The 26,873-nt window shown below is 69.5% G+C and carries 24 protein-coding genes; 22 read left to right on the top strand and 2 right to left on the bottom strand.

Features of this window, described 5'->3' with window-relative positions; genetic code table 11:
- Positions 1-123: 123 nt before the first annotated feature.
- The 17 genes from rpmE to SANBI_RS04950 all read left to right on the top strand — a co-directional run bounded on the left by rpmE (position 124) and on the right by SANBI_RS04950 (position 14,054).
- The gene (gene rpmE, locus SANBI_RS04870; protein ID WP_056136944.1) at positions 124-333 is read left to right on the top strand and encodes a 50S ribosomal protein L31; all 210 of its coding nucleotides are present in this window, start codon (positions 124-126) and stop codon (positions 331-333) included.
- Positions 334-498: 165 nt separating this feature from the next.
- Positions 499-1,584, top strand: a complete 1,086-nt coding sequence (gene prfA, locus SANBI_RS04875; protein WP_056136946.1) for a peptide chain release factor 1 — start codon at positions 499-501, stop codon at positions 1,582-1,584.
- Positions 1,585-1,587: 3 nt separating this feature from the next.
- Positions 1,588-2,526 (top strand): peptide chain release factor N(5)-glutamine methyltransferase, encoded by a 939-nt coding sequence (gene prmC, locus SANBI_RS04880; protein WP_319159487.1) that lies wholly within the window; start codon positions 1,588-1,590, stop codon positions 2,524-2,526.
- Positions 2,523-3,365, top strand: coding sequence for an L-threonylcarbamoyladenylate synthase (locus SANBI_RS04885; RefSeq protein ID WP_319159489.1), 843 nt, complete (start codon positions 2,523-2,525; stop codon positions 3,363-3,365). Before prmC ends, SANBI_RS04885 begins: the two co-directional genes overlap by 4 nt.
- Positions 3,362-4,489 (top strand): MraY family glycosyltransferase, encoded by a 1,128-nt coding sequence (locus SANBI_RS04890; RefSeq protein ID WP_056136947.1) that lies wholly within the window; start codon positions 3,362-3,364, stop codon positions 4,487-4,489. Before SANBI_RS04885 ends, SANBI_RS04890 begins: the two co-directional genes overlap by 4 nt.
- Complete coding sequence (locus tag SANBI_RS04895; protein WP_082544233.1) at positions 4,486-4,959, top strand: hypothetical protein; 474 nt, start codon at positions 4,486-4,488, stop codon at positions 4,957-4,959. Before SANBI_RS04890 ends, SANBI_RS04895 begins: the two co-directional genes overlap by 4 nt.
- An 84-nt stretch (positions 4,960-5,043) precedes the next feature.
- Positions 5,044-5,928 (top strand): F0F1 ATP synthase subunit A, encoded by an 885-nt coding sequence (gene atpB, locus SANBI_RS04900; RefSeq protein WP_056136949.1) that lies wholly within the window; start codon positions 5,044-5,046, stop codon positions 5,926-5,928.
- Positions 5,929-6,021: 93 nt separating this feature from the next.
- Positions 6,022-6,297: a F0F1 ATP synthase subunit C gene (gene atpE / locus SANBI_RS04905; RefSeq protein WP_056136951.1), complete on the top strand. Its 276-nt coding sequence runs from the start codon at positions 6,022-6,024 to the stop codon at positions 6,295-6,297.
- The gene (locus tag SANBI_RS04910; protein WP_056136953.1) at positions 6,297-6,878 is read left to right on the top strand and encodes a F0F1 ATP synthase subunit B; all 582 of its coding nucleotides are present in this window, start codon (positions 6,297-6,299) and stop codon (positions 6,876-6,878) included. Before atpE ends, SANBI_RS04910 begins: the two co-directional genes overlap by 1 nt.
- Complete coding sequence (locus SANBI_RS04915) at positions 6,878-7,693, top strand: F0F1 ATP synthase subunit delta (RefSeq protein WP_056137178.1); 816 nt, start codon at positions 6,878-6,880, stop codon at positions 7,691-7,693. Before SANBI_RS04910 ends, SANBI_RS04915 begins: the two co-directional genes overlap by 1 nt.
- Positions 7,694-7,783: 90 nt before the next feature.
- Complete coding sequence (gene atpA, locus SANBI_RS04920) at positions 7,784-9,415, top strand: F0F1 ATP synthase subunit alpha (RefSeq protein WP_056136954.1); 1,632 nt, start codon at positions 7,784-7,786, stop codon at positions 9,413-9,415.
- Between the two features lie 3 nt (positions 9,416-9,418).
- Positions 9,419-10,315 (top strand): F0F1 ATP synthase subunit gamma, encoded by an 897-nt coding sequence (locus SANBI_RS04925; protein WP_056136956.1) that lies wholly within the window; start codon positions 9,419-9,421, stop codon positions 10,313-10,315.
- Between the two features lie 100 nt (positions 10,316-10,415).
- The gene (gene atpD / locus SANBI_RS04930; protein ID WP_056136958.1) at positions 10,416-11,897 is read left to right on the top strand and encodes a F0F1 ATP synthase subunit beta; all 1,482 of its coding nucleotides are present in this window, start codon (positions 10,416-10,418) and stop codon (positions 11,895-11,897) included.
- A gap of 45 nt (positions 11,898-11,942) precedes the next feature.
- The gene (locus SANBI_RS04935; protein ID WP_056136960.1) at positions 11,943-12,224 is read left to right on the top strand and encodes a F0F1 ATP synthase subunit epsilon; all 282 of its coding nucleotides are present in this window, start codon (positions 11,943-11,945) and stop codon (positions 12,222-12,224) included.
- A gap of 27 nt (positions 12,225-12,251) precedes the next feature.
- Positions 12,252-12,677, top strand: coding sequence for a DUF2550 domain-containing protein (locus SANBI_RS04940; protein WP_319159497.1), 426 nt, complete (start codon positions 12,252-12,254; stop codon positions 12,675-12,677).
- A gap of 53 nt (positions 12,678-12,730) precedes the next feature.
- Entirely contained in the window at positions 12,731-13,426 is a 696-nt protein-coding gene (gene nucS / locus SANBI_RS04945) for an endonuclease NucS (protein WP_319159499.1), read from the top strand.
- A 415-nt stretch (positions 13,427-13,841) separates the two neighbouring features.
- Positions 13,842-14,054 carry a hypothetical protein gene (locus SANBI_RS04950; RefSeq protein ID WP_319159501.1) on the top strand — a complete coding sequence of 71 codons (213 nt, stop codon included), beginning with the start codon at positions 13,842-13,844 and terminating at the stop codon, positions 14,052-14,054.
- Between the two features lie 49 nt (positions 14,055-14,103).
- Here SANBI_RS04950 and SANBI_RS04955 read toward each other — a convergent pair whose 3' ends face one another.
- The gene (locus tag SANBI_RS04955; RefSeq protein WP_319159503.1) at positions 14,104-17,091 is read right to left on the bottom strand and encodes a glycoside hydrolase family 3 C-terminal domain-containing protein; all 2,988 of its coding nucleotides are present in this window, start codon (positions 17,089-17,091) and stop codon (positions 14,104-14,106) included.
- A gap of 285 nt (positions 17,092-17,376) precedes the next feature.
- Here SANBI_RS04955 and SANBI_RS04960 point away from each other — a divergent pair, with 285 nt between their 5' ends.
- Genes SANBI_RS04960 through SANBI_RS04970 form a run of 3 tightly spaced genes read left to right on the top strand, consistent with a single transcriptional unit; the run spans position 17,377 to position 21,040 of the window.
- Positions 17,377-19,038 carry an extracellular solute-binding protein gene (locus SANBI_RS04960; protein ID WP_319159505.1) on the top strand — a complete coding sequence of 554 codons (1,662 nt, stop codon included), beginning with the start codon at positions 17,377-17,379 and terminating at the stop codon, positions 19,036-19,038.
- Positions 19,035-20,033, top strand: a complete 999-nt coding sequence (locus tag SANBI_RS04965) for an ABC transporter permease (RefSeq protein ID WP_319159507.1) — start codon at positions 19,035-19,037, stop codon at positions 20,031-20,033. Before SANBI_RS04960 ends, SANBI_RS04965 begins: the two co-directional genes overlap by 4 nt.
- A complete protein-coding gene (locus tag SANBI_RS04970) occupies positions 20,030-21,040 on the top strand; it encodes a carbohydrate ABC transporter permease (RefSeq protein WP_319159509.1) in 1,011 nt (336 codons plus the stop codon). The genes SANBI_RS04965 and SANBI_RS04970 overlap by 4 nt, the downstream gene beginning before the upstream one ends.
- Here the strand turns inward: SANBI_RS04970 and SANBI_RS04975 are convergent.
- Complete coding sequence (locus SANBI_RS04975) at positions 21,030-22,058, bottom strand: LacI family DNA-binding transcriptional regulator (RefSeq protein WP_319159512.1); 1,029 nt, start codon at positions 22,056-22,058, stop codon at positions 21,030-21,032. The genes SANBI_RS04970 and SANBI_RS04975 overlap by 11 nt on opposite strands.
- 272 nt (positions 22,059-22,330) lie before the next feature.
- Here SANBI_RS04975 and SANBI_RS04980 point away from each other — a divergent pair, with 272 nt between their 5' ends.
- Positions 22,331-24,484: a beta-galactosidase gene (locus tag SANBI_RS04980; RefSeq protein WP_319159515.1), complete on the top strand. Its 2,154-nt coding sequence runs from the start codon at positions 22,331-22,333 to the stop codon at positions 24,482-24,484.
- Positions 24,481-26,781: an alpha-xylosidase gene (gene yicI, locus SANBI_RS04985; RefSeq protein ID WP_319159518.1), complete on the top strand. Its 2,301-nt coding sequence runs from the start codon at positions 24,481-24,483 to the stop codon at positions 26,779-26,781. Before SANBI_RS04980 ends, yicI begins: the two co-directional genes overlap by 4 nt.
- The last annotated feature ends 92 nt before the right edge of the window (positions 26,782-26,873 follow it).

Genomic DNA, 26,873 nt, shown 5'->3' on the forward strand with positions numbered 1-26,873 from the left:
CAGGACGACCGTCGGGACTATTCCGGTCCCCCCGGTGGTTGTGGCATGATGTCCCGTTGGCTTCTGGTTCACGGGGACGGTCCTGTCCTCGACCCAGACGCACGAACCAAGGAGATGCACCCCATGAAGGCTGGAATCCACCCCGAGTACGTCGACACCACGGTCACCTGCACCTGTGGCAACACGTTCACGACCCGTAGCACCCAGACCTCCGGACAGATCTCGTCCGACGTCTGCTCCGCCTGCCACCCGTTCTACACGGGCAAGCAGAAGATCCTCGACACCGGTGGCCGCGTCGCCCGCTTCGAGGCTCGCTACGGCAAGAAGTCCTAGCACCTCTCCAGCGCCGGTGAGACGATCCGCCGACAACCTCTCCAGGGGCAGTCGGACGGTGTCTCACCGGCGCTGTTGCTATTCCCGGGCGGGCGGCCTCCAGGCGCCGTCCAGCGCGACCCGTCCAGCGCACCCCACACGCACGCACGCAGGCAGGAACCCCAGATGAGTGAGACCTTCGTGGCAGCCGAGCCGCTGATGGCCGAGCACGCAGAGATCGAGCAGCAGCTCGCGGACCCTGCGGTGCACGCCGACGCGGCCCGCGCCCGGACGCTCGGGCGTCGCTACGCCGAGCTCAACCAGGTGGTCGCCGCGTACCGCGGCTGGCGCTCCGCCGTCGACGACGCCGAAGCAGCGGCCGAGCTCGCCGCCGAGGAGCCAGCCTTCGCCGAAGAGCTCCCCGCGCTGACAGCTGCCGCGACCGACGCCGCGGAGAAGCTGCGCCGCGTGCTCATCCCGCGCGACCCCGACGACGGCCGCGACGTCATCCTCGAGATCAAGGCCGGTGAGGGCGGCGAGGAGTCGGCGCTCTTCGCAGGTGACCTGCTCCGCATGTACCTGCGCTACGCCGAGCGGCGTGGCTGGAAGACCGAGATCATCGAGGCCACGGAGTCCGACCTCGGCGGCTACAAGGACGTCCAGGTCGCCGTGAAGGCGAAGGGCACCGTGGCACCCGAAGACGGCGCCTGGGCCAACCTCAAGTACGAGGGCGGTGTCCACCGCGTGCAGCGGGTCCCCGTGACGGAGTCGCAGGGCCGCATCCACACCTCCGCAGCAGGGGTCCTCGTGTTCCCCGAGGTCGAAGACGCCGGAGAGCTCGAGATCGACCAGAACGACCTGCGCATCGACGTCTACAGGTCGTCGGGCCCCGGTGGCCAGTCGGTCAACACGACGGACTCCGCAGTCCGCATCACCCACATCCCGACGGGGATCGTCGTGTCGATGCAGAACGAGAAGTCTCAGCTGCAGAACCGCGAGCAGGCCATGCGCGTCCTGCGCGCCAGGCTCCTGGCCGCGCGCCAGGAAGAAGAGGCCGCCGCGGCCAACGACATCCGTCGTTCCCAGGTGCGCACCGTCGACCGCTCCGAGCGCATCCGCACGTACAACTACCCGGAGAACCGCATCGCGGACCACCGCACGGGGTACAAGTCCTACAACCTCGACCAGGTGCTCGACGGCGACCTCGAGCCCGTGGTCCGCTCGGCCATCGAGGCAGACGAGGCCGCCCGGCTCGCCGCCGCCGGCAGCTGAGACGTGGCCGAGGTGACCCTCGCGACGCTCGCCGTGTCGCAGACCGCCGACGTGCTGGTCCGTGCCGTGGCCCGTGAGCTCGCCGCTGCAGGGATCGAGACGCCCCGCGTCGACGCCGAGATCCTCGTCGCCCACGCGGCCGGTGTGTCCCGCGGGGACCTGCAGCACGCCGCCCTGCTGGGCCGGCCTGTGCTTGCCGACCAGGACCAGGTCGACCGCCTCCGCAGCCTCGCGACCTCCCGTGCGGAGCGGCTGCCGCTCCAGCACCTGACCGGTACGGCTCCGTTCCGCCACGTCGAGCTCGAGGTCGGGCCCGGCGTGTTCGTCCCGAGGCCCGAGACCGAGGTCGTCGCGCAGGTGGCCGTCGACGAGGCGCTGCGCGTGGTCGCCGAGCGCGGCAGCGTCGTCGTGGTCGACCTCTGCACGGGGTCGGGTGCGATCGCCGTCGCGATCGCCCAGGAGGTGCCGCAGGCGCAGGTGCACGCCGTCGAGCTCGACGCCGCCGCCCACGCCTGGGCCCTGCGCAACGTCGACAGGCTCGCGCCAGGCGTCACGCTCGTCCGTGGGGACGCGCGGACCGCGCTGACCGCGCTCGACGGGCGCTGCGACGTCGTCGTGTCGAACCCGCCGTACGTGCCGACGGGCGCCGTGCCGAAGGACCGCGAGGTCGCCGAGCACGACCCTGCCGTCGCGCTCTACGGGCTCGGTGCTGACGGTCTCGAGGTGCCTCGCGGTGTCACACGAGCGGCCGCACGCCTGCTGGTCCCCGGGGGGCTGTACGTGATGGAGCACGCCGAGGTGCAGGATGCCGGAGCCCGCCAGATGGTCGACGCGACGGGTGACTTCGAGGGGATCCACACCCGTCCCGACCTCACAGGACGTCCCCGGATGGTCGTGGCTCGTCGAAGCAGCGCGAGGATCGTGGAAGACTCGTCGTCGTGAGTACGTCCGCGATCCGCCCTGCACACGACCCGTCCACCTGGGGCCCGTCCCTCGACGAGGCCGTCAACACCGTCCAGGCGGGGGGCCTCGTCGTCCTCCCCACCGACACCGTCTACGGCATCGGGGCAGACGCCTTCGACGCCGACGCCGTCGCCGCGCTGCTCGCGGCCAAGGGGCGCGGCCGGCAGATGCCGCCGCCCGTCCTCGTCGGCTCGGTCGCGACCCTCGACGGTCTCGCGACCGACGTGCCCGACGGCGCACGCGCCCTCGCGGCCAGGTTCTGGCCCGGAGCGCTCACCCTCATCCTCACCGCCCAGCCGTCCCTCGCCTGGGACCTCGGCGACACGCACGGCACGGTCGCGCTGCGCATGCCCGACCACCCCACGGCCCTCGCGCTGCTCGCGCGGACAGGTCCGATGGCCGTCTCGAGCGCCAACCGCACCGGGAACCCTGCTGCCACGACGGCCACCGACGCGCACGAGCAGCTGGGCGCCTCGGTCCGCACCTACCTCGACGCGGGGGAGGCCCCCGGCGGGGTCGCGTCGACGATCGTCGACGCGACGGGGGAGACCCTCCGGGTCGTCCGCGCCGGGGCGATCTCCCTCGAGGAGCTCCGGACGGTCACGGCTGTCGAGGACATCCTCCCGCCCGAGCCCGAGCCCGAGCCCGAGCCCGAGCCCGAGCCCGAGCCCGAGCCCGAGGGCGCGCCTGATGCCTCCGACCAGGTCGCTGGTGCTCCCGAGCACTCCCAGCCTGAAGAGCCTGCTGAGCCCGGAGAGCGTGCCGAGGGCGCCGAGCCCTCGACCGACCCCGACCGGCCCGGTGGCGACGCCGGGTGAGGGTCTACCTGCTGGTCATGCTCGTCGCGGCAGCCGTCACGTACCTCGCGACCCCCTTCGCGCGCTGGCTCGCCGTCCGGACCAACGCCGTGACCGCCGTGCGCTCGCGCGACGTCCACACCATCCCGACCCCACGGCTGGGCGGCGTCGCGATGCTGCTCGGTCTGGGGGCAGCCTTCCTCTTCGCCTCTCAGATGCCCTTCCTGGAGGGTGTCTTCGAGGTCAACAACAACGCCTGGGTGATCCTCGGCGCCGGGGCGATCGTCTGTCTGCTCGGGGTCGCCGACGACATCTGGGACCTCGACTGGATGACCAAGCTCGCGGGCCAGGTGCTGGCCGCTGGTCTCATGGCGTGGCAGGGTGTCCAGCTCATCACCGTGCCGATCGGCGGTCTGACGATCGGGTCGAGCCGGATGTCGCTCTTCGTCACCGTCATCTCGGTCGTCGTCGCGATGAACGCCGTGAACTTCGTCGACGGTCTCGACGGTCTCGCCGCCGGCATGATCGCGATCGGCGGGGCCGGGTTCTTCGTCTACACCTACCTGCTGACCCTCGAGTCGAGCCCCGGCGACTACTCCAACCTCGCGACGGTGATCCTGTCTGCCCTGGTGGGGGTCTGTCTGGGCTTCCTGCCGCACAACTTCCACCCGTCGAAGATCTTCATGGGTGACTCCGGCTCGATGCTCCTGGGTCTGACGATCGCCGCCGCCGCGATCGTCGTGACAGGGCAGATCGACCCCGAGCAGGCCTCCGACCGTCAGCAGATCCCCGCGTTCATCCCGATCTTGCTGCCCGCAGCGGTGCTCATGCTGCCGCTGCTCGACATGGGCCTGGCTGTCGTCCGCCGGGTCCTGGCGGGCAAGTCGCCGTTCCACCCGGACCGCATGCACCTGCACCACAGGCTCCTGCAGCTCGGCCACTCGCACCCCCGCGCCGTCGTCATCATGTACCTGTGGAGCGCGGTCTTCGCCTTCGGTACCGCGGCGCTCGTCGTCGTGCCCTGGCAGACCGTCCTGGCCGGCCTGGGCGTCGCCGTCGTCGTCTCGATCATCCTCACGCTGGGCCCGCTCCGCGGCCGCGAGCGTGGGGCCCGCCACGTCTCCCCCGGAGGACACCACGCATGAGCACCCCCGAGCCCACCCACGACGTCGAGCCTGGTGAGGGCGCCTCGGAGCTCCCCTACGTGCCCGAGCATGTGAGCAAGGAGATCTTCAGGTCGGCGCTGCGCGCGACGCTCGCGCTGCTCGTCGGCCTCGCCGTGCTGGGGGTCGGTATCGGATATCTGGTGTCCGGTACGCCCGGTGTGTGGGCGGCGGCTCTCGGCGTCGGCATCGCCCTGCTCTTCTCCGGGTCGACCATCGCGTCGATGCTCTACACCGCCGACAAGAGCCCGAACACGATGATGGCGGTCCTCATGGGGGTGTGGATCGCCAAGATGGTCGTGCTCGTGGTCATCCTCGCGCTGCTCGGGCAGGCTGACTTCTACGACCGCGTGGTGTTCGCCGTGGTCGTGCTCGTGGGTGTGGTCGGTTCGGCCGGTCTGGACATGTATTCGGTCGTCAAGGGACGTCAGCCCTACGTGTCACCCAGATAGGGTGCTTTAGTCGATTGGTCGTGATGGTTCTGGCAAGATCCAGTCTTCGTCACGCAACGGTGTGGGTTAGGATTCCTCTGATCCATGACGGACAGGTCCATCGACGCGCGCCTGCGAGGTAGTCGGCGACGAGGCCATGAACACCGGGAGTTTGCTCTGTCCACCATCGCCCCGATCGTGCTTCTCAGCGCCTCCGGTGAGAGCGGGGAGTTCCACCCCCCGTCGATCTCTGAGTTCTTCCCCTCTGCGATCTTCTTCGAGGGGTCCCTCTTCGAGTTCAACCGGATCATGCTCGTGCGCGTCATCGCCGCGATCGTGCTCATCGCGCTCTTCGTCGTCGCTGCGCGCCGCGCGAAGCTCGTCCCCGGCCGCGGCCAGAACATCGCCGAGATGGGCCTGGACTTCGTCCGGGTCTCCATCGCGGACGAGATCCTGGGCCACAACGCCCGTCGGTACCTGCCGATGCTCACGACGATCTTCTTCGCGATCCTCGCCTTCAACATCACCGGCGTGATCCCGCTCCTCAACATCGGCAGCACGGCCCTCATCGGCCTGCCGCTGCTCCTGGCAGCCTGGGTCTACGTCGTCTACCTGGCCTCCGGCATCCAGAAGTTCGGGCTGCTCGGCTACCTCAAGACGAGCCTCTTCCCGCCCGGCGTGCCGTGGTTCCTCTACTTCCTCATCACGCCGATCGAGATCCTCCAGGTCTTCGTCTTCCGCCCGGTCACGCTCGCCCTGCGTCTCGCGGCGAACATGATCGCCGGCCACCTGCTGCTCGTCCTGTGCTTCAGCGCGACGCAGTTCTTCTTCTTCGAGGCTGCCGGAGCCCTCAAGGCCATGGGCGTCGTCTCGCTCGCAGCCGGCTTCGGCTTCACGCTCTTCGAGATGCTCGTCGCGGCCCTCCAGGCCTACGTCTTCACCCTGCTCGCAGCGGTGTACATCTCGATGTCCATCGAGGAGGAGCACTGACCTCACGGTCGGTCTCGACCCGAGGCTCGCGCCTCGACGCGCCACGGCGCACCCGCACTTCCCTGACAACGCACCACGCGTAGCACGTCCCACATGACGCCCGGACGGGCGCCCAACGGAAGGAACACCCCAGTGGACACCACCACCACTCTCGCCGAGCTCACCGGAAACATCGCGACCATCGGTTACGGTCTCGGCACGCTCGGCCCGGGTATCGGTCTGGGTATCCTCATCGGCAAGACCGTCGAGGGCATGGCACGCCAGCCTGAGGTCGCCGGTCAGCTCCGCACCACCATGTTCATCGGTGTCGCCTTCGTCGAGCTGCTCGCTCTTCTCGGTATCGTCGCCGGCTTCCTCTTCACCGCGTGATGACAGCCCTCACCGCACCCGTGGCCGTCCTGGCCGCGACCGAGGGCGACGTCGACGGGATCCAGCTCTTCCTGCCCGCGGGGTACGACATCCTGTGGTCAGCAGTCGTCATGGTCGCGATCGGCCTGATGTTCTACAAGCTGGTCCTGCCGAAGTTCACGGAGATCCTCGACGAGCGCACCGCCAAGATCGAGGGTGGGCTCAGCAAGGCCGAGCACGCGCAGGCCGAGGCCGACGCGCTGCTCGCCGAGTACAAGGCCCAGCTCCAGGAAGCCCGTACCGACGCTGCTCGCATCCGCGAGGAAGCACGTGGCGAGGCCACCGCGATCGTCGCCGAGGCGAAGGCCAAGGCGTCCGAGGAGTCTGCTCGCATCTTCGAGACGGCTCAGCGTCAGATCGAGGCCGAGCGTCAGCAGGCAGCGACCTCGCTGCGCAACGACGTGGGTTCGCTCGCGACGGAGCTCGCCTCCAAGATCGTCGGCGAGTCCCTCGAAGACACCGCACGCCAGTCTCGTGTGGTCGACCGCTTCCTCGACGAGCTCGAGGCGACGGCCCTGACCACCGCACCTAAGGGGAAGTGATGCGCGGGACCAGCCAGTCGTCTCTCGACGCCGCTCAGGCCCGGCTCGCGCCGGTGCTCGCGGCAGCGGGGGAGCAGGCCTACACCATCGGTGACCAGATGTTCGCCGTGGTCGACGCACTCGACGCCTCCGGGGCGCTGCGCCGGTCTCTCGCAGACCCGTCACGTCCCGCGGCTGACAAGTCGGGGCTCGTGCGCAACCTCCTGTCGAGCGCGTTCGACCCGAAGACGGTCGACGCCCTCGCCGACCTCGTGGCAGACCGCTGGTCGCACGAGGCCGACCTCGTCGATGCTGTCGACATCCTCGGGATCGACGCGTACCTGGCCTCGGCCGAGGCACGCGGAGCCCTCGAGAAGGTCGAGCACGAGCTCTTCCAGATCACCCGTGGTCTGGTCGGGCAGCGCGAGGTCCGCCAGGCGCTCTCCGACAGCAGCACCGACCCGGCCCGCCGGGTCAAGCTCGTCGACGACCTGTTCGCGGGCAAGGCTGACCCGGTCACGCTGGCGATCTGCCGTCGTGCGACCGCGAAGCCTCGTGGCGAGCGGTTCGTCCCGGCTCTCGGCCGGGTCGGCGAGATCGCCGCGAAGCGTCGGTCGCGCAGGGTCGCCTCGGTGACCTCGGGCTCCGAGCTCAGCGCCGCCCAGCAGGACCGTCTCGCAGCGCTGCTCGAGTCGGCCTACGGCACAGCCGTCCAGCTCAACGTGACCGTCGACCCGGCGGTCGTCGGTGGGCTGCGGATCCAGATCGGGTCGGACGTCCTCGACTCGACGGTCCTCAGCCGTCTCGCGGCCGCACGACGGCAGCTGGCCTCTTGACCGAGACCAGCAGTCCCCGACCGGTCCACCGCGCCGGCACCACAGACATGCAAGTTCGACCGCACACGCGGCCACGACAGGAGAGAACCAATGGCTGAGCTGACGATCCGGCCCGACGAGATTCGGGCCGCGCTGGACAGCTTCGTGAAGTCCTACGAGCCCGAGACTGTCGTCACCGAGGAAGTGGGCCGGGTCGTCCTGGCTGGTGACGGCATCGCTCAGGTCGAGGGTCTTCCGGGAGCGATGGCCAACGAGCTGCTGCGCTTCGAGGACGGCACACTGGGCCTCGCGCTCAACCTCGACGTCCGCACGATCGGTGTGGTCATCCTCGGTGAGTTCACCGGGGTCGAAGAGGGACAGGTCGTCCGCCGCACCGGAGAGGTCCTCTCCGTCGCCGTCGGTGACGGGTACCTCGGTCGCGTCGTCGACCCGCTCGGCGCACCGATCGACGGCCTCGGCGAGATCGAGACCGTCGGACGCCGTGCCCTCGAGCTCCAGGCGCCCGGCGTCATGGCCCGCAAGTCGGTCCACGAGCCGCTGCAGACCGGTCTCAAGGCGATCGACGCGATGATCCCGATCGGCCGTGGCCAGCGTCAGCTGATCATCGGTGACCGCCAGACCGGCAAGACGGCGATCGCGATCGACACGATCATCAACCAGAAGGACAACTGGGAGACCGGCGACCCGTCGAAGCAGGTCCGCTGCATCTACGTCGCGATCGGCCAGAAGGGCTCGACCATCGCGGCCGTCCGTGGCGCCCTCGAAGAGGCCGGCGCGCTCGAGTACACGACGATCGTCGCTGCTCCGGCGTCCGACCCCGCGGGCTTCAAGTACCTCGCGCCGTACACCGGCTCGGCCATCGGCCAGCACTGGATGTACGAGGGCAAGCACGTCCTCATCGTCTTCGACGACCTGTCGAAGCAGGCTGAGGCGTACCGCGCCGTGTCGCTCCTCCTGCGTCGTCCGCCGGGCCGCGAGGCCTACCCGGGTGACGTCTTCTACCTGCACTCCCGTCTGCTCGAGCGCTGTGCCAAGCTCTCGGACGAGCTCGGTGCCGGCTCGATGACCGGTCTGCCGGTCATCGAGACCAAGGCGAACGACGTGTCGGCGTACATCCCGACCAACGTCATCTCGATCACCGACGGTCAGATCTTCCTCCAGTCCGACCTCTTCAACGCCGACCAGCGTCCTGCTGTCGACGTCGGCATCTCGGTCTCGCGAGTCGGTGGCTCCGCGCAGATCAAGGCCATGAAGAAGGTCTCGGGGACGCTCAAGCTCGACCTCGCGCAGTTCCGCTCGCTCGAGGCCTTCGCGATGTTCGCCTCCGACCTCGACCCCGCCTCGCGTGCCCAGCTCGCTCGTGGTGCGCGTCTTCTCGAGCTCCTCAAGCAGCCTCAGTACTCGCCGTACCCGGTCGAGGACCAGGTCGCGTCGATCTGGGCCGGCACGAAGGGCAAGCTCGACGACGTCCCCGTCGACGACGTGCGCCGCTTCGAGGCCGAGCTCATCGACCACCTGCGTCGCAACACCGAGGTGCTCACGACCATCAAGTCGACGGGCAAGCTCGAGGACGCGACCGAGGCGGCACTCACGGCTGCGGTCGACGAGTTCCGCAACGGCTTCCTCAAGGGTGACGGCTCGCCGCTCGTCGGCGGCGACGAGGAGAACGACGAGTCTGCTCAGGTCGAGCAGGAGCAGATCGTCCGGCAGAAGAAGGCCTGACGCGTGGCAGGCAACCAGCGCGTCTACAAGGCGCGGATCAAGTCGACGCAGTCGCTCAAGAAGATGTTCCGTGCCCAGGAGCTCATCGCGGCGTCGCGCATCGGCAAGGCTCGGGCGCGGGTAACCGCGGCTCAGCCGTACGCGACCGCGATCACGCGTGCCGTGTCGGCCGTCGCGACGCACTCGGACGTGAGGCACCCCCTCACGTCCGAGCGTCACGACACGAACCGTGCCGCGGTCCTGCTCATCGCGTCGGACCGCGGCATGGCCGGGGCCTACTCGGCGAGCGCGATCCGTGAGGCGGAGAGCCTCATCCAGCGTCTCACCGAGGCTGGCAAGGAGGTCTCGCTCTACGTGAGCGGACGTCGGGCACTGGCGTACTACCAGTTCCGCGGACGTGAGATCACGCAGTCGTGGACGGGTGGCTCTGACGCCCCCGACGCGGCCGAGGCCGAGCAGATCGCCGACACGCTCCTCGACGCGTTCCTCGCGCCGGCGGACGAGGGCGGCGTCGGCGAGCTGCACGTCGTGTACACGCAGTTCGTCAACATGGTGACCCAGCGTCCCCGGGTCATCAGGATGCTTCCCCTCGAGATCGTCGACGGTGTCGGCGAGGCCGGAGAGGCAGCGGTCCTGCCGCTGTACGACTTCGAGCCCTCACCCGAGGCCGTGCTCGACGGTCTGCTGCCGCGGTACGTCCGCAGCCGCATCTTCAGCTGCCTCCTCCAGGCTGCTGCGTCCGAGCTGGCCTCCCGCCAGCGCGCGATGCACACGGCCACGGAGAACGCAGAAGATCTCGTCCGCATGTACACGCGGCTCGCGAACCAGGCCCGTCAGGGAGAGATCACGCAGGAGATCAGCGAGATCGTCTCCGGTGCCGACGCCCTGGCAGCATCATGACGGCCGGGACGCACCTGGCCGTCGTCACCAGGACACCTGCACCACCACGAAGCACAGACCACGCCGGAGTCATCTCCGGCCCAGCGAAGCGAGGCCAGCAATGACCGCCACGTCCGTCGAAACCACGGCCGGTTCCCAGGCTGGACCCGGCGTGGGCCGTGTTGCCCGCGTCATCGGTCCGGTCGTCGACATCGAGTTCCCGGCCGACTCCATCCCCGACATGTACAACGCCCTGACGGTCGAGATCGACCTCTCGGCCCAGGGCGAGGGGGAGCAGTCCTTCACGCTCACCCTCGAGGTCGCCCAGCACCTCGGTGACTCCCTCATCCGCGCCATCGCGCTCAAGCCGACCGACGGCCTGGTCCGCGGAGCCGTCGTGACCGACACCGGTGCGCCCATCAGCGTCCCCGTCGGTGACGTCACCAAGGGCCACGTCTTCGACGTGACCGGCAACGTGCTCAACGCCAAGCCCGGTGAGCAGATCGAGGTGACCGAGCGCTGGCCGATCCACCGCAAGCCCCCGGCATTCGACCAGCTCGAGTCGAAGACCGCGATGTTCGAGACCGGCATCAAGGTCATCGACCTCCTCACCCCGTACGTCCAGGGTGGGAAGATCGGTCTCTTCGGTGGTGCAGGTGTCGGCAAGACCGTCCTGATCCAGGAGATGATCTACCGTGTGGCCAACAACCACAACGGTGTGTCCGTCTTCGCAGGTGTCGGCGAGCGTACCCGTGAGGGCAACGACCTCATCGAGGAGATGACCGACTCGGGCGTCATCAAGCAGACAGCCCTCGTCTTCGGCCAGATGGACGAGCCGCCGGGCACGCGTCTTCGCGTGGCCCTGTCTGCTCTGACGATGGCGGAGTACTTCCGCGACGTGCAGAAGCAGGACGTGCTGCTCTTCATCGACAACATCTTCCGCTTCACGCAGGCCGGTTCTGAGGTCTCCACGCTGCTCGGCCGCATGCCGTCCGCCGTGGGCTACCAGCCGAACCTCGCCGACGAGATGGGTCAGCTGCAGGAGCGCATCACCTCGACGCGTGGTCACTCGATCACGTCGCTCCAGGCGATCTACGTCCCTGCTGACGACTACACCGACCCGGCGCCGGCGACCACCTTCGCGCACCTCGACGCGACGACCGAGCTCTCTCGCGAGATCGCGTCGCGTGGTCTGTACCCGGCCGTCGACCCGCTCGCCTCGTCGTCGCGCATCCTCGACCCGCGGTACGTGGGCCAGGCGCACTACGACACCGCGACGCGCGTCAAGCAGATCCTCCAGCGCAACAAGGAGCTGCAGGACATCATCGCGATCCTCGGTGTCGACGAGCTCTCCGAAGAGGACAAGACTGTCGTGTCGCGTGCGCGACGCATCCAGCAGTTCCTCTCGCAGAACACGTACATGGCCGAGCAGTTCACCAACGTGCCCGGCTCGACGGTCCCCCTCACGGAGACCATCGAGGCGTTCTCGAAGATCGCCGACGGAGAGTTCGACCACATCTCCGAGCAGGCCTTCTTCAACATCGGTGGGCTCGAGGACCTCGAGCGCAACTGGGCGCGGATCCAGAAGGAGTACGGCGTCTGACGCTGTACGACCCGACAGGACCGCACTGAACGCAAGGAGTAGAACGTGGCACAGCTCGAGGTCGACCTCGTCGCAGCAGACCGCAAGGTCTGGTCCGGCGCGGCCAAGCAGGTCAGCGCACCCGCGGCCGACGGTGAGATCGGCATCCTCGCCGGCCACACCCCGTTGCTGTCCGTCCTGCGGGACGGCGTCGTGCGGGTGACCGCTGTCGACGGCGACGACGTCACGGTCGGGATCTCCGGGGGCTTCCTCTCGGTCGACTCCGACACCGTGACCGTCGTCGTGGACGCGACGGACCTGGACGTCTCCATCGGCGCGAAGCGCTGACGGCAGGCACAGGGAACTGACGGAGCCGTGACAACACTCTGGGTCGTCCTGGCGGGGCTGCTGGTAGCAGCCCTGCTCGGGGTGGCCCTGGTGTTCTCACGGCTCCGTGCTCTTTCCGGGCACATCGGGTCCTTCTCGGCCTCGTTGCGCCTGCGGACGGACGACGTGGCCGGCGGGCCGTGGAGCTCAGGCTTCGGGGTGTACCGCGCGGACCGGCTGGTCTGGTGGCGTGCGAGGTCCCTGTGGCCCGCGCCCAAGCACGAGTGGCTGCGTGACGACCTCGTCGTGACAGGCCGCGTCCCGCTCGACCAGGCCGGCCAGCCGGACCACTATCTGGTCCAGTGCCGGTACCGTGAGATGGTCTTCGACCTCAGCATGTCGAGGGACGCGTACTCCGGGCTGGCCTCGTGGATCGAGGCAGCCCCACCGAACATCCGCCACTACGTCGTCTGAGCAGGCTGAAGCGCCTGGCTCGGACCCCCGCGATCCCGACCTAGGAGTCTGTTGTGCGTCTTGTCGTCGCCCGGTGCTCGGCCCACTACACGGGGAGGCTCTCGGCGCACCTGCCGCTCGCGACCCGGCTGCTCGTGGTCAAGGCCGACGGCAGCGTGCTGCTGCACTCCGACGGCGGCTCGTACAAACCGCTCAACTGGATGAGCCCGCCCTGCTCCATGCTCGTCTCCGCGCCCGACGCCGAGGCTTCCGAGCGCGGGGTGAGCGAGGTCTGGGCCGTGCAGCACGCGAAGAGCGACGACAGGCTCGAGATCGAGCTGCACGAGATCATCCACGACTCCAAGCACGACCTGGGCATCGACCCCGGCCTCATCAAGGACGGCGTCGAGGCCCACCTCCAGGCCATGCTCGCCGCGCAGATCGAGCTGCTCGGCACGGGCCACTCGCTGGTCCGCCGCGAGTTCCCGACGGCAATCGGTCCTGTGGACATCCTGGCTCGTGACGCGTCGGGCGGCACCGTGGCCGTCGAGATCAAGCGCCGTGGCGACATCGACGGCGTCGAGCAGCTGACCCGCTACCTCGAGCTGCTCAACAGGGACCCGATGCTCCGCCCGGTCCGCGGCGTCTACGCCGCCCAGGAGATCAAACCGCAGGCCCGCACCCTCGCGACAGACCGTGGCATCGCCTGCCTCGTCCTCGACTACGACGCCATGCGCGGCGTCGACGACGTGGACTCGCGGCTGTTCTGACCGCTCGCGGCGGGCTAGGGGCGAGCTGATCCCCTAGCGGACGCGTTTCTGCACTCAGGTCCTGGCACTGTCTCGCGCATCTTCCGAGTAGCGCCTCTGAGCTCTGCACCGGGCTGCCGATGAGACCGACGCGCCCGTCTACGGTCATGACTGCCCGCACAGTCAGCCCGGACGAGGACGTCGCCCAGTGAGTCATAGATCTTCCACCTGCGGGGTTCTCTCGACACCGGGTGCCTCCAGGCTTCATGTCCTGGGTGCTGTCATCATCGCTCTTGCTGGTCTCGTCCTGTCGGGCTGCAGTGCCCCCGACGGCGGGGATGCAGGTCTTGAGGGCACGCAGCCACCGGGGGCGGCCGAGCCGACGGAGTTTCCCTTCGACCCTGAGCTCTCGCTCAGCCGCGAGCAGCACGAGGAGATGCGGTCATGCATCGTGACCAAGCTCGGCGTGCCGATCGAGGACGAGGACGACGAGGAGCGTGCGGGGCGTGCCTTTGTCGTCTGTGGCATCGAGCTCGGTCACGAGGACGTGTACTGGCCAGACGCCGACGCCCAGGGCAAGGCGATGCTCCGTGAGGTCACCGTCGACGGTGAACCCTCATTCCTGGAGCAGCTCAGTCCCTTCTCCTGACTAAGCCTGACGGGGACACGCCGTCCGGGCGATGCGGCGTCTGCACCTCTCAGACCTGAGGCCCGGCGAGATCGAGGTGGGCGATCCGTGCGCTGCCTTCGAGCCTCACGGTCAGGTCTCCGAGCCGTCGAGCCGACTCCGGCACGGGGAGGACGACCTCCGTCCAGACCTCGGTCGCGGCCGGGAGAGTGAGAGACCCGGAGCGAGTCCCGTCGGGCAGGACGAGCGAGAGGGTCGCCCGGTCTCTGGACGGCCCAGGGCTGCCGGACCAGCGGGCTGCGGACAACCGGACCTCCGTGACATCCTCCAGGTCGACACGCGAGTAGACCGCCTCGCCGTTGCGCGCCCCTCGTCGGACACCGAGCGCCGTGCCGTGGAGTGGGCTCCATGGCACGAGGTCGAGGTTACGCACGGTGTCGAAGGCGATGGCGGAGACCGTATCACCCAGCCCGAGCGACGGCGCGTGCGGCCCGACGACCTCGACGGACTCGACGGACCTGACGTCGACGCTCGAGCGTCCGAGGTCCAGCCTGTAGCTCCCGGGCGCTGTCTGCCACCTGTCGTGATGAGCGTCCCAGGTGGCGAGCGAGGCTGGGTCTACGGTCACCTCGACGCGGCGTGACTCGCCGGGGGCGAGGACGACACGGTGATGCCCGCCGAGCCGTCGACGGCGGCCAGCAGGGTGCTGGTCGGGCAGCGAGACGTACACCTGGACGAGCTCGTGCAGTGGCCGGTCTCCGGTGTTGGTCACCTCGACCGACACGTCGAAGGGGGCGACGTGACCGTCGGCCACGACCTCGACGCTGCTCGGCGAGGTCGTGCGACCGTAGGAGGCTCCTGCATACCCGAGACCGTGACCGAAGGCGTAGAGCGGCGCTGTCTCGTCGTACCAGTACGTGCTCTTCGCCGAGACGATGTCGTAGTCGAGGATGTCGCCGGCGTCGGCGGTGCTCGCCACCCACGTCTGCGTCAGCCGGCCTGTCGGCTCGACGTCTCCGACCAGCACGTCCGTCAGGCCCGGTCCGAGCTCTTGGCCGGCGTGCGAGGACCAGACGACCGCGGCGGCCTGCTCGGCGGCATCGCCCAGCGCGTAGGGATAGCTCGAGACGACCGCGAGCACAGCACGGTCGTTCGCCTCGACCGCAGCACGCCAGATCTCCTGGGAGGCCCGGGGCAGGTCGAGGTCGGGGCGGTCTTCGGTCTCGCGGCCCAGGACGTGCGGGTCGTTGCCGACGGCGACGACCACGACGTCCGCAGCACCCGCGGCCTCGGCGACGGCCGCCTCGCCCGACCGGACGGTGCGCAGGTCGAAGCGCTCGGCGTCCTCGAGGGTGGTCGCGTCGGTGACCAGGGTCAGGGACCCGTGCTGCACGCGCAGCCAGCGTCCGGAGCCGACGTGCTGGACAGACCACGCTCCGTCGGTGTGCCTGTGCAGCCGGAAGGTCTCCTGGGCCACCCATCCGCCGACCCGGCTCGCGTCGGCCCGGACGATCCAGGACCCGCCGCTGAGGAGGGCGTCGGTGGCCGCGCTGCGCAGGGTCACGACACCGTGCCCCCAGTCGGTCACGTCGAGCTGGGCGGTGAGGTCGCAGCGCTCGGCCGAGGCCGTGACGGTTCCGTCAGGCTCGCTGACCGAGAGATAGGTCCCTGTGCTGCGCGCCCGCAGACCGATCCTGTCGGCGCCGTCGACCACAGTGACCTCGGCGTCAGACAGTCTGTCGGCGAGAGCGGAGCCGAGGTCGGACAGGTACGGGGGAGTGCCGGAGTACCAGTCGTGCAGGACCCGTTCGGCGAGCGGGCCCACCACGGCTACCTGGCGCGGCGCGGCGCGGTCCGGTCCGAGCAGCGGGAGGATCCCGTCGTTGGCGAGCACCACGACCCCGGCGGCTGTCGCCTCGCGCGCGAGGGCTCGGTGCTCAGGGAGGTCGATCGCGTCCGCGGGGATCGAGGCGTAGGGGTCGAGGTCAGGATCTAGCTCGCCCGTGCGCAGGCGGAGCTCGAGCAGGCGTACGACGGCCCTGTCGACGTCGTCCTCGGTGAGCAGTCCGGCCTCGAGCGCGGCGGTCACGTCGCGGACCGTCGGGCCAGAGTCTGTGTCGTGGTCGGTGAAGGAGTCTACGCCGGCCAGCAGCGCCGCGGCGTGCGACTCGGCCCCCGAGGTGAAGTACCGCTCGCCCTCGACGAGGTTGCTCGGTGCCGCGGCGTCGGAGACCACGAGGAGCGACGCCGGTGTCCAGGACCTCAGCTCGTCGAGCAGCTCGCGGGCGACGTGGTTGGGTCGTCCGTCGACGAGGTTGTACGAGGGCATCACGGCGCCGACGACGCCTGCCTCGACCGGTCCTCGGTAGGCCGGGAGCTCGTACTCGTGCAGGACGCGGGGCCGGAGCTGGGAGCTGGTGACGGCGCGGTCGACCTCGTTGTTGTAGGCGAGGAAGTGCTTGAGGGTCGGGACGGTCTTCCAGAAGGCGGGGTGGTCGCCGCGCAGACCTGAGCAGAAGGCGGTCGCGATCTCGGCCGTGAGCGCCGGGTCCTCGGAGTAGCCCTCTTCGTTGCGACCCCACAGAGGGTTCCGGAGCGGGTTGACGACCGGAGCCCACACGTTGAGGCTCACTGTCGGGTCGGCGGCGTGCTTGGCGCGCACCTCGGTCGCGACGGCGTCGCCGACGCGTCGGACGAGGTCGGTGTCCCAGCTGGCCGCGAGCCCGACGGGCTGCGGGAACACCGTCGCGGTGCCGAGCCAGGAGACACCGTGGAGCGCCTCTGTCCCGGTGCGGAACGCGGCGAGCCCGAGCCTGGGGAGCGCTGGGACGGCCTGGTGGAGCGAGGCGATCTTCTCCGCGAGGGTCATCTGCCCCACGAGAGTGCGGGCGCGCCGCGCGAAAGAGCTGTCCGAGGGGGCTGCGGCGGCACCGGGGTCGCCAGGCTCGGTGCTGCGCGCCGAGAGGCCTGGGCCGTCTGCGGGCGCTGTCGGGCCGGGTGGTCCGGCGGGGTGGGTCTCGGTCGTCGGCCTGACGTCGTCGTCTGCCTGGAGGTGCACTGTGGTGTCCTTCGGTCGAGGTGCAGACAGGGTAGCCCTCGAAACGGTTCGATGACCAGAGTCGGTTGGTCGTCGCGTCTGGATTTCCGGCGCCTCGTGTCCTCTTCGGCTGGTTGACGCCAAAAACCGAGGCTCTGGAAGGTTTCTCAGTGCCAGCTGCCAACCCTTGTCTGCACCATCGAACTGTCGTAAAGTCCCTTCCGTCGAACCGCTTCGACGAAGATCAGACCTTGAGAACGCACATCGACGTGCCGCGAACCACACACCGTAGTGAAGGACGCCCTCATGAACACCAGAACCGATCGACGCCTCATGGACCTCCAGGTCGACCGACGGTCCTTCCTCGGCATGCTGGCCGCAGGAGCGGCCGTCGTCGGGGTCCCGTCCCTGTTGTCCGCCTGCGGCGGCTCGTCCGCCGGTCCGACGACCGGCTATGTCGCAGCCGGCGCCGACGTCATCCCCACCTACGTACCGATCGAGTACGCGAAGCCTGACTTCCCGAGCGTCAACGGCTCGACGCCCGGGTTCGCGACGCTGCCCGCCGAGCTGGTGCAGTCTGTCCCGACGCCGCCCGGCAAGGGCACGGCCTTCACGGCGATGACCCCCTTGTGGGGCACCATCCCGCCGAAGTCCGGGAACCAGTACTACGCGGCCGTCGACGAGATGCTCGGGTCGACCATCGACTTCCAGATCACCGACGGCAACACCTACGGCGACAAGCTCGCGACGGTGCTCGCCTCGTCCCGCGACGTGCCGGACTGGGTCTGCGTCCCGACGTGGAACCTCCCGCCGCGCTTCGGCAGCGAGATCGTCGGCAACGTCTTCCAGGACCTCACGCCCTACCTCGGCGGCGACAAGGTCAAGGACTACCCGAACCTCGCGAACATCCCGACCGACGCCTGGAGGTACTGCGTCTTCAACGGCAAGCTCTACGGCCTGCCGTTCCCGGGCGAGATCCTCACCGACGCGATCTTCTACCGCAAGGACGTCCTGGACGGTCTCGGCATCACCCCCGACGTCACGAGCGCGCAGGACCTGCTCGACCTCGCCGTCGAGATCACCGACACGAACGCCGGCCGCTGGGGCACCGAAGACCTGTGGAACAGCGCGGCGATCATCTTCGCGGTCCCGCCCAAGTGGAAGCTCGACGACGCCGGGAAGCTGGTCCACAGGGTCGAGAGCGAGGAGTACCGCGCGGCCCTCGAGTGGAACGCGTCGGTCTTCGCCGCGGGTGTGGTCCACCCCGACGCCGTCGCCGACCAGAGCGGCGACGCGAAGCAGCGCTTCCAGTCCGGCAAGACCCTCATCGCCAACGACGGCCTCGGCTCGTGGCACGAGGCGCTGCGCGACAACCTCGCGAGCAACCCGGAGTTCTGGCAGCAGCCCTTCGCCCCCTTCGCAGGCGACGGCGGGACGCCGGTCCTGTTCAAGGGCAACCCCGCCAACATCTTCTCCTTCCTCAAGAAGTCCGACGACGAGGCCCGCATCAAAGAGCTGCTCTCGCTTGCCGACGTCCTCGCGGCCCCCTTCGGCACGACGGAGTTCGACGTCGTCAACAACGGCGTCGAGGGAGTGCACTTCACGCGGGACGCGCAGGGGCTGCCCGTGCCGACCGACCTCGCGGCGACCGAGCTGCAGCCGACGTACATCTTCCTCGTGGACGGTCCGATCGCGAACACCCGGGTGCAGTACCCCGGGTACGTCGAGGCCTCGTCGACCTGGCAGGCTGCGGCCTCCGAGTTCGTCACCGAGCCGGTGTTCTTCGGCCAGCAGATCTCCGAGCCGCAGCAGTACGCCTCGATCGCGCAGCCCTTCGTCGACCTCGAGAAGGACATCTCGCGCGGCCGGAAGTCGCTCTCCGACCTCGACGCGGCGATCGCCACGTGGAAGTCGGCCGGCGGCGACGAGCTGCGGACCTTCTACCAGGACATCCTGGACAAGCAGTGACGGCGTCCGACGTGAAGGACGGGGCACGCAGCGGAGCGGGGACACCGGCCCCGCCCCCTGCGCGGACCCCGGTCGTCCAGCGCAAGATCGGCTGGCGCACCCGCCTGCGCCGCGACCGCTCGCTGCTCATCATGACGCTGCCGGCTGTCGGCCTGCTCGTCGTGTTCGCCTACATCCCGATGCTCGGCAACGTCATCGCGTGGCAGAACTACTCGCCGTACTCCGGGTTCTTCAACAGCAGCTGGGCCGGCTGGTCCAACTTCGAGAGGGTCTTCAGCAACCCGCTGTTCCTCAACGCCGTCGGCAACACGCTGACCATCACCGCCTTCCAGCTGGTGTTCTTCTTCCCGGTGCCGATCGTCCTGGCGCTGCTGCTCAACTCGGTCATCACACCCCGGATCCGCACGACGATCCAGTCGATCGTCTACCTGCCGCACTTCTTCTCGTGGGTGCTCGTGGTGACGCTGTTCCAGCAGATCTTCGGCGGGGCCGGCCTGATCAACCAGACGCTGCGGGCGCACGGTCACCAGGGCTTCGACCTCATGACCAACCCGGACACCTTCCTCCTGCTCATCACCATGCAGTCCGTGTGGAAGGACGCCGGCTGGGGGATCATCATCTTTCTCGCGGCGCTCAGCACGGTCTCGCCCGAGCTGTACGAGGCCTCGGCCGTCGACGGGGCGAGCCGGTGGCGACGCATGTGGCACATCACGCTGCCCGCGCTCAAGCCCGTCATCATCCTGCTGCTCATCCTGCGTCTCGGCGACGCGCTGACCGTCGGCTTCGAGCAGCTCATCCTCCAGCGCGGGGCTGTCGGGGCCGAGGTCTCCGAGGTCATCGACACCTTCGTCTACTACCAAGGGGTCGTCTACGGCGACTGGAGCTTCGCCGCCGCGGCCGGTCTGGTCAAGGGGGTCGTCAGCCTCGGGCTGGTCCTCGGGGCCAACAAGCTGGCGCACGTCTTCGGAGAATCGGGAGTGTACAAGCGAGCATGAGCGGACAATCACCTGAGCTCTCGGCCTCCGTGGCCGTCCTGCCCTCCGACGTCGTCGACGACAGCCGGGGCTCCGGGCCACCGGCCCCGCGCAAGAGACGCCGGTTCCAGTCCCAGCACCGTCCGGTGTGGGAAGAACCACCGACCCCCGTCGGCGCGAGCCTGAAGTTCCTCACCCTCGCCGTCATGGTGCTCGTCGTGGTCTTCCCGCTGTACACCGTGGTCCTGACCAGCCTGTCGACGCAGGCCGAGACGCTGCGCGCCGGTGGTCTCGTCGTGGTCCCGGGGGAGATGACCCTCAACGCCTACAAGCAGATCCTCAGCGGAGGGATCGTCACGCGGGCGACGATCGTCAGCATCGGGATCACCGCTGTCGGCACGGTGATCTCGACTGTCGTCTCGATCCTCGCGGCCTACGGGCTGTCGCGGTCGAACTCCTTCGGCCACCGGCCGATCCTCTTCGTCTTCCTCATCACGATGTTCTTCGGTGCCGGGCTCATCCCCACGTACCTGCTCGTGAGCGAGCTCGGGCTCATCGACTCCTACTGGGCGCTCATCCTGCCAGGGGCGGTGTCGGCCTTCAACGTGCTGATCCTGCGGAACTTCTTCATGGGGATCGAGCCGGCCATCCTCGACGCCGCGCGCATCGACGGTGCGGGCGACTGGCGGATCCTCGGGTCGCTCGTGCTGCCGATGTCCAAGGCCGCGACGGCTGTCGTGGCGCTGTTCTACGGGGTCGGGTACTGGAACGCGTTCTTCAACGCGATCCTCTACATCAACGACAACGAGAAGTGGCCACTGCAGCTCGTCCTGCGGTCCTACGTCCTCCAGGGCGTCACGCTGCCGGGCAGCGGGACGGGCCAGGTGGACGTGGCCTCGGGGGCGGTGACAGGTCTGCCGATCCAGATGGCCGTGATGGTCCTGGCGATCGTGCCGATCTTGCTGGTCTACCCCTTCGTGCAGCGCCACTTCACCAAGGGCGTGATCTTCGGGGCGATCAAGGGCTGACGCTCTGGTCGGGCACGGCAGCCCGGTCGAGCACGCTGCCGCGGTCGACCACCCGTGGGGTGAGCAGCCGGGTCTCGGCGGGGTGGTCCTGGTCCAGACGGGCCATGACCATCTCGACCGCGACGGCGCCGATCGTGTGCGCAGGCAGGTCGATCGAGCTGAGCGGGACAGGCTGCGACTCGGCCACCTCGGGCGGGCACACCGCGAGGACGGAGACGTCCTGCGGTGTGCGCAGCCCGCGGTCGTGGAGCGCAGAGACGACGAACGGGAGGGCGACCTCGTTGTGGACCACCACGGCGGTGACATCAGGCACGGCGGCCAGCAGGGCGTCGACGGCGGCACGTGCGCCGCTCGGCGACGACTCGCACGCCACGTGCCCGGACTGCACCTCGAGCGACTGCGCCTCGCTGCGGAAGCCCCGCAAGATGCGCTCGGCGTACGAGGTGTGGCGCTCGAGCACGGCGGGCGGCGAGCCGACCAGGCCGACGGCCCTGTGCCCGCGGGCTGCGAGGTGGCGGACGGCGAGCCGTCCGGCGCCCTCGAAGTCCAGGTCGACGCAGCTCAGGCCTGCAGCCTCGTGCGGCAGGCCGATGAGCACCGTCGGCTGGCGCAGCGTCGCCAGCAGCGGGACGCGCGGGTCGTCGTCCTCGATGTCCATGACCACGAGGGCGTCGACCATCGACCCGCTGGCCACCCTGTCGAGCCCGGCGGCGTCGTCCTGGGTCAGGAGCAGCACGTCGTGCTCGTAGGTCCGGGCGGCGGTGACCACGCCGGTGACGAACTGCATGATCACGCTCACGTCGACGTCGACCCGCAGCGGAGCCATGAGCGCGATGACCTGGGTACGGCTCGAGGCGAGGGCCCGCGCACCGGCGTGCGGGCGGTAGCCGAGCTCGCGGATGGCCTTCTCGACGCGCAGCCGGGTCGGTGCCGAGATCGGTCGCTTGCCGCTCAGCACGTAGGACACGGTCGAGGTAGAGACACCGGCCGTACGGGCGACGTCGTCGATGGTGGCCACGGGGTGCTCCTCGGTCTGACGGTCGGCCTGGGCCCCGGCGGCCGGGTGCCAGACGTGCGCTGCGCGCAGGCTCAGCGTAGGGGAGCGGGGCCCTCGACGACAGTATTTCGACGGTTCTTCGCCCCGTCGTCCTCTGTCAGAACGTTGGCACGAGACAGAAGAGAGGACAGCTGCGCAGTGATGCAGCCCCTACAATCATTGAAGCGCTTCGACGACGAGCCGACGGTCTTCCGCAGGCTCGCCGAGGACGCCGGAGCTCGGAGGAGACACGCATGACGGACCACGCGAGCAGGGCACCTGACGCAGCGACGCGCCCGACCCTGGCCACGCTCACCGACGAGCTCGGTCTGCTCTACGGCGGGGACTACAACCCTGAGCAGTGGGACCGCGAGACCTGGCTCGAGGACGCCCGCCTCATGCAGGCGGCGGGCGTGAACCTCGTGACCGTCGGGGTCTTCTCGTGGGCTCTGCTCGAGCCACGACCCGGCGAGCGCAGCTTCGGCTGGCTCGACGAGGTCCTCGACCTGCTGCACGCGCACGGCATCGCCGTCGACCTCGCGACCCCGACGGCGTCACCGCCACCGTGGATGGGCCACCTGTACCCCGAGACCCTCCCGGTCGACCGCGACGGGGTGCGCCTCACCTACGGCTCCCGGAACCAGTTCAGCCCGTCGTCGGAGGTGTACCGCAGCTTCGCCCGGGACATCACCCGCGACCTCGTCGACAGGTACGTCGAGCACCCGGCGGTCCGGATGTGGCACGTGGGCAACGAGCTCGGGCAGGTGTGCCACTCGGACGCCACGGCCCTCGCCTTCCGCACGTGGCTCGACGAGCGCTACGGCTCGCTCGACGGTCTCAACGAGGCCTGGGGCACCACGTTCTGGAGCCAGCGGTACAGCCGGTGGGAGGAGGTCGTCCCGCCCCGTCGGGCGCCGTACCTCATCAACCCCACCCAAGAGCTCGACTTCCGGCGCTTCACCTCGGACGCCTTGCGTGCGGTGTACAGGGAGCAGCGCGACATCATCCGCGAGCGGGACCCCCGCCGCCCCGTGACGACCAACTTCATGGGGTTCTTCCCGCTCGTCGACTACTGGTCCTGGGCGCAGGACCTCGACGTCGTCTCGGACGACGCGTACCCGGACCCTGTCGACCCCACCTCGCTCGCCTCGGCTGCCCTGACCCAGGACCTCATGCGGTCCCTGGGCGGGGGAGCGCCGTGGCTCCTCATGGAGCAGGCCGTGAGCGCGGTCAACTGGCGCGACCACAACGTCCCCAAGACGCCCGCGCGGATGCGGCTCGAGTCCCTCCAGGCCGTGGCGCACGGTGCAGACGGCATCTGCTTCTTCCAGTGGCGCGCCTCGCGCGCGGGGGCCGAGCGCTTCCACTCGGCGATGCTCCCGCACGCCGGAGCCGACACCGCCGTGCACCGCGGCGTCGTCGGCCTCGGCGCGGACCTCGCGCGGCTGCGGCCCGTGGTCGGCGGGCGCTCGCGGGCGACCGTGGCGATCGCCGTCGACTGGTCGAGCTGGTGGGCCGCCGAGGGCGAGGCCGGGCCGACCCGGCGGCTGCGCGTGGTCGACGAGGTCCGCCGGTGGCACAGGGCGCTGTGGGAGCGCGGCGTCGCGGTCGACCTGGTCCGCCCGGGAGACGCGCTGGGGGAGTACGACCTGGTGCTCGCCCCGAACCTCTACCTGCTCGACGAGCCTGACGCCGCGAACCTGCGGGCCTTCGTCGCGGGCGGCGGGACGCTCGTCCTGGGGCCCTTCAGCGACGTCGCCACACGTGACGCGCACGTGCGCCCGGGCCGGTTCCCGGTCCAGCTCGCGGACCTCGTCGGTGCGAGCGGCGAAGAGTGGCTGCCGCTCGACGACCACGGCCTCGACGTCGTCTCCGACCTGTGGGCCGGGCCGGACGGTGTGCTTCCCGGCATCGCGCACGTCGACTCCTACGTCGAGAGGTTGCGGCTCGACGGCGGTGAGGGCGCTGACGGCACCGAAGGCACCCAAGCCGCCCACGGCGCTGACGGCAGCGGCCTGACCGCAGAGGCCGTCGAGGCCGTCGTGGTCGCCAGCAGCAGCGCGCCGGCCGGTCTGTCCGGTGCCCCAGTCGTGGTCCGTCGTCGCTCGGGCGCCGGCCGCGCCTGGTACGTCGGTGCGCTGCTCCCCGACGCCGCGCTCGACGCGGTCCTGGCCGAGGTCCTGCGCGAGAGCGGCACCCTGTCCGCGCTCGGCACCCCTGCCGCGCGGCTCGGCGTCGAGGCCGTGCGCCGCGGCGACCTGCTCTTCCTGCTCAACCACACCGGTTCGCCGGTCTCCGTCCCGGTCGGGAGCACCCCGCTCACCGACCTCCTCACCAGCGCCGTGCACAGAGGCTCGGCCGTCGTCCCACCCGTGGACGTCCTAGTGCTCACCGAGAGGCCCTCATGAAGTTCACCGACGGCTACTGGCAGGTCCTGCCCGGAGTCTCCATCCTGCGCCCGGGCTCGGTCGACGACGTCGTCGCCGAAGACACCGCGGACGGGGCCCGGCTCACGGTCTTCGCCCCGACCGCCCGGATCCAGACCCGCGGCGACACCCTCAACCGGCCCCAGGTGACCGTCACCTTCGACACCCCGGCCGACGACGTCGTGGGCGTGCGGATCGAGCACTTCCAGGGGGTGCTCGACCGTGGTCCGTCCTTCGACGTCACCCGCACCCCCGGGGACGCCAAGGCCATCGCGCCCGTGGTCGACGGCGACCCTGTCGCGAGCATCACCTCGGGGGCGCTCACGGCGCGGGTCTCGACCGACGGCGCCTGGGGTGTCGAGTTCGTGGCCGACGGCCGCGTCCTGACGTCGTCGACCCCGCGCAGCGTGGGCATCGTCTCGAGGGACGACGGTCGCAGCTTTGTCCACGAGCAGCTGACGCTCGGGGTCGGCGAGCACGTCTACGGCCTCGGCGAGCGGTTCGGGCCCTTCGTCAAGAACGGCCAGTCGATCGACATCTGGAACGAGGACGGTGGCACGGCGAGCGACCAGGCCTACAAGAACGTGCCCTTCTACCTCTCCGACGCGGGCTACGGAGTCTTCGTCGCGCACCCGGACAGGGTCTCCTTCGAGGTGGGCACCGAGGTGGTCTCGCGGACCCAGTTCAGCGTCGAGGGCCAGCACCTGCAGTACTACGTGATCTACGGGGCGAGCCCTGCGGAGATCCTCGACAAGCTCACGGCCCTCACCGGCCGACCGGCCCGCGTGCCCGCCTGGTCCTACGGGCTGTGGTTGTCGACCTCCTTCACGACCGACTACGACGAGCAGACGGTGACGGGCTTCATCGACGGGATGGCCGAGCGCGACATCCCGCTGTCGGTGTTCCACTTCGACTGCTTCTGGATGCGCCAGTTCCACTGGTGCGACTTCGTGTGGGACCCGGCGACCTTCCCCGACCCCGAGGGCATGCTCGCCCGGCTGCGGGCCAAGGGGCTGAAGATCTCCGCGTGGATCAACCCGTACATCGCCCAGCGCTCCCACCTCTTCGCCGAGGCGCGCGAGCTCGGGTACCTCGTGACCACGCCGCAGGGCGACGTGTGGCAGTGGGACATGTGGCAGGCCGGCATGGCCCTGGTCGACTTCACCAACCCTGACGCCGCAGCCTGGTACCAGAGCAAGCTCAAGGTGCTGCTCGACCAGGGCGTCGACTGCTTCAAGACGGACTTCGGCGAGCGCATCCCGACAGACGTCGTGTGGCACGACGGCTCAGACCCGCAGGCCATGCACAACTACTACGCGCACCTGTACAACAAGTGCGTCTTCGACCTGCTCGTGGCCGAGCGCGGCGAGGGCGAGGCCGTGCTCTTCGCCCGGGCCGCGACGGCCGGTGGCCAGCAGTTCCCCGTGCACTGGGGCGGTGACTGCGAGTCGACCTTCGTCTCGATGGCCGAGTCCTTGCGCGGCGGGCTCTCGCTCGCGCTGTCGGGCTTCGGGTACTGGAGCCACGACATCGGCGGCTTCGAGGGGACACCCGACCCGGCGGTCTTCAAGCGCTGGGCGGCCTTCGGTCTGCTGTCCTCGCACTCGCGGCTGCACGGGTCGAGCTCGTACCGCGTGCCGTGGGCCTTCGACGACGAGGCCGTCGACGTCACCCGCCAGTTCACGCGCCTGAAGATGTCGCTCATGCCGTACCTCGGCAGGCTGGGCGAGCTCGCGCACACCCGTGGTCTGCCGGTCATGCGACCGATGATGCTCGAGCTCCCGGCCGACCGGACCGCCGCGACCGTCGACACCCAGTACATGCTCGGCGACAGCCTGCTGGTGGCCCCGGTGTTCTCGGCCGAGGGCACGGTCTCCTTCTACGTCCCCGAGGGGACGTGGACGCACCTGCTGAGCGGGGAGACCGTGGTCGGCCCGCGGTGGGTCGAGGAGCACCACGGCTTCGACTCCCTGCCCCTGCTCGTCCGGCCGGGGCGCGTGCTCCCGGTCGGGGCACGCTCCGACAGGCCCGACTACGACTGGGCGGACGGTGTCACGCTGCGCCTCTTCGAGCTGGCCGACGGGCACAGCAGCGAGGTGGTCGTCCCCTCGAGCGAGCACGACGGCGACGTCGCGGCGAGGTTCACGGTCGAGCGCACGGGCGGGTCCGTCGAGGTCCGCAGGGTCGAGTCGCAGCGACGCAGCGCCTGGGCTGTCGAGGTGGGAGGGGCGCGCGTCGAGGCTGACGGAGAGGATGACGTGCTGGTCGTCCAGGTCTGACGAGCACGGGTACGAGCACGAGCACGAGCACGAGCACCGAGCCTGGGCCCAGGGGGGCCCTCAGGCTCGGCGCTCGGCGTCCCGCGTGCGGG

Source organism: Sanguibacter biliveldensis, assembly GCF_033798665.1.
Lineage (GTDB): Bacteria > Actinomycetota > Actinomycetes > Actinomycetales > Cellulomonadaceae > Sanguibacter > Sanguibacter inulinus.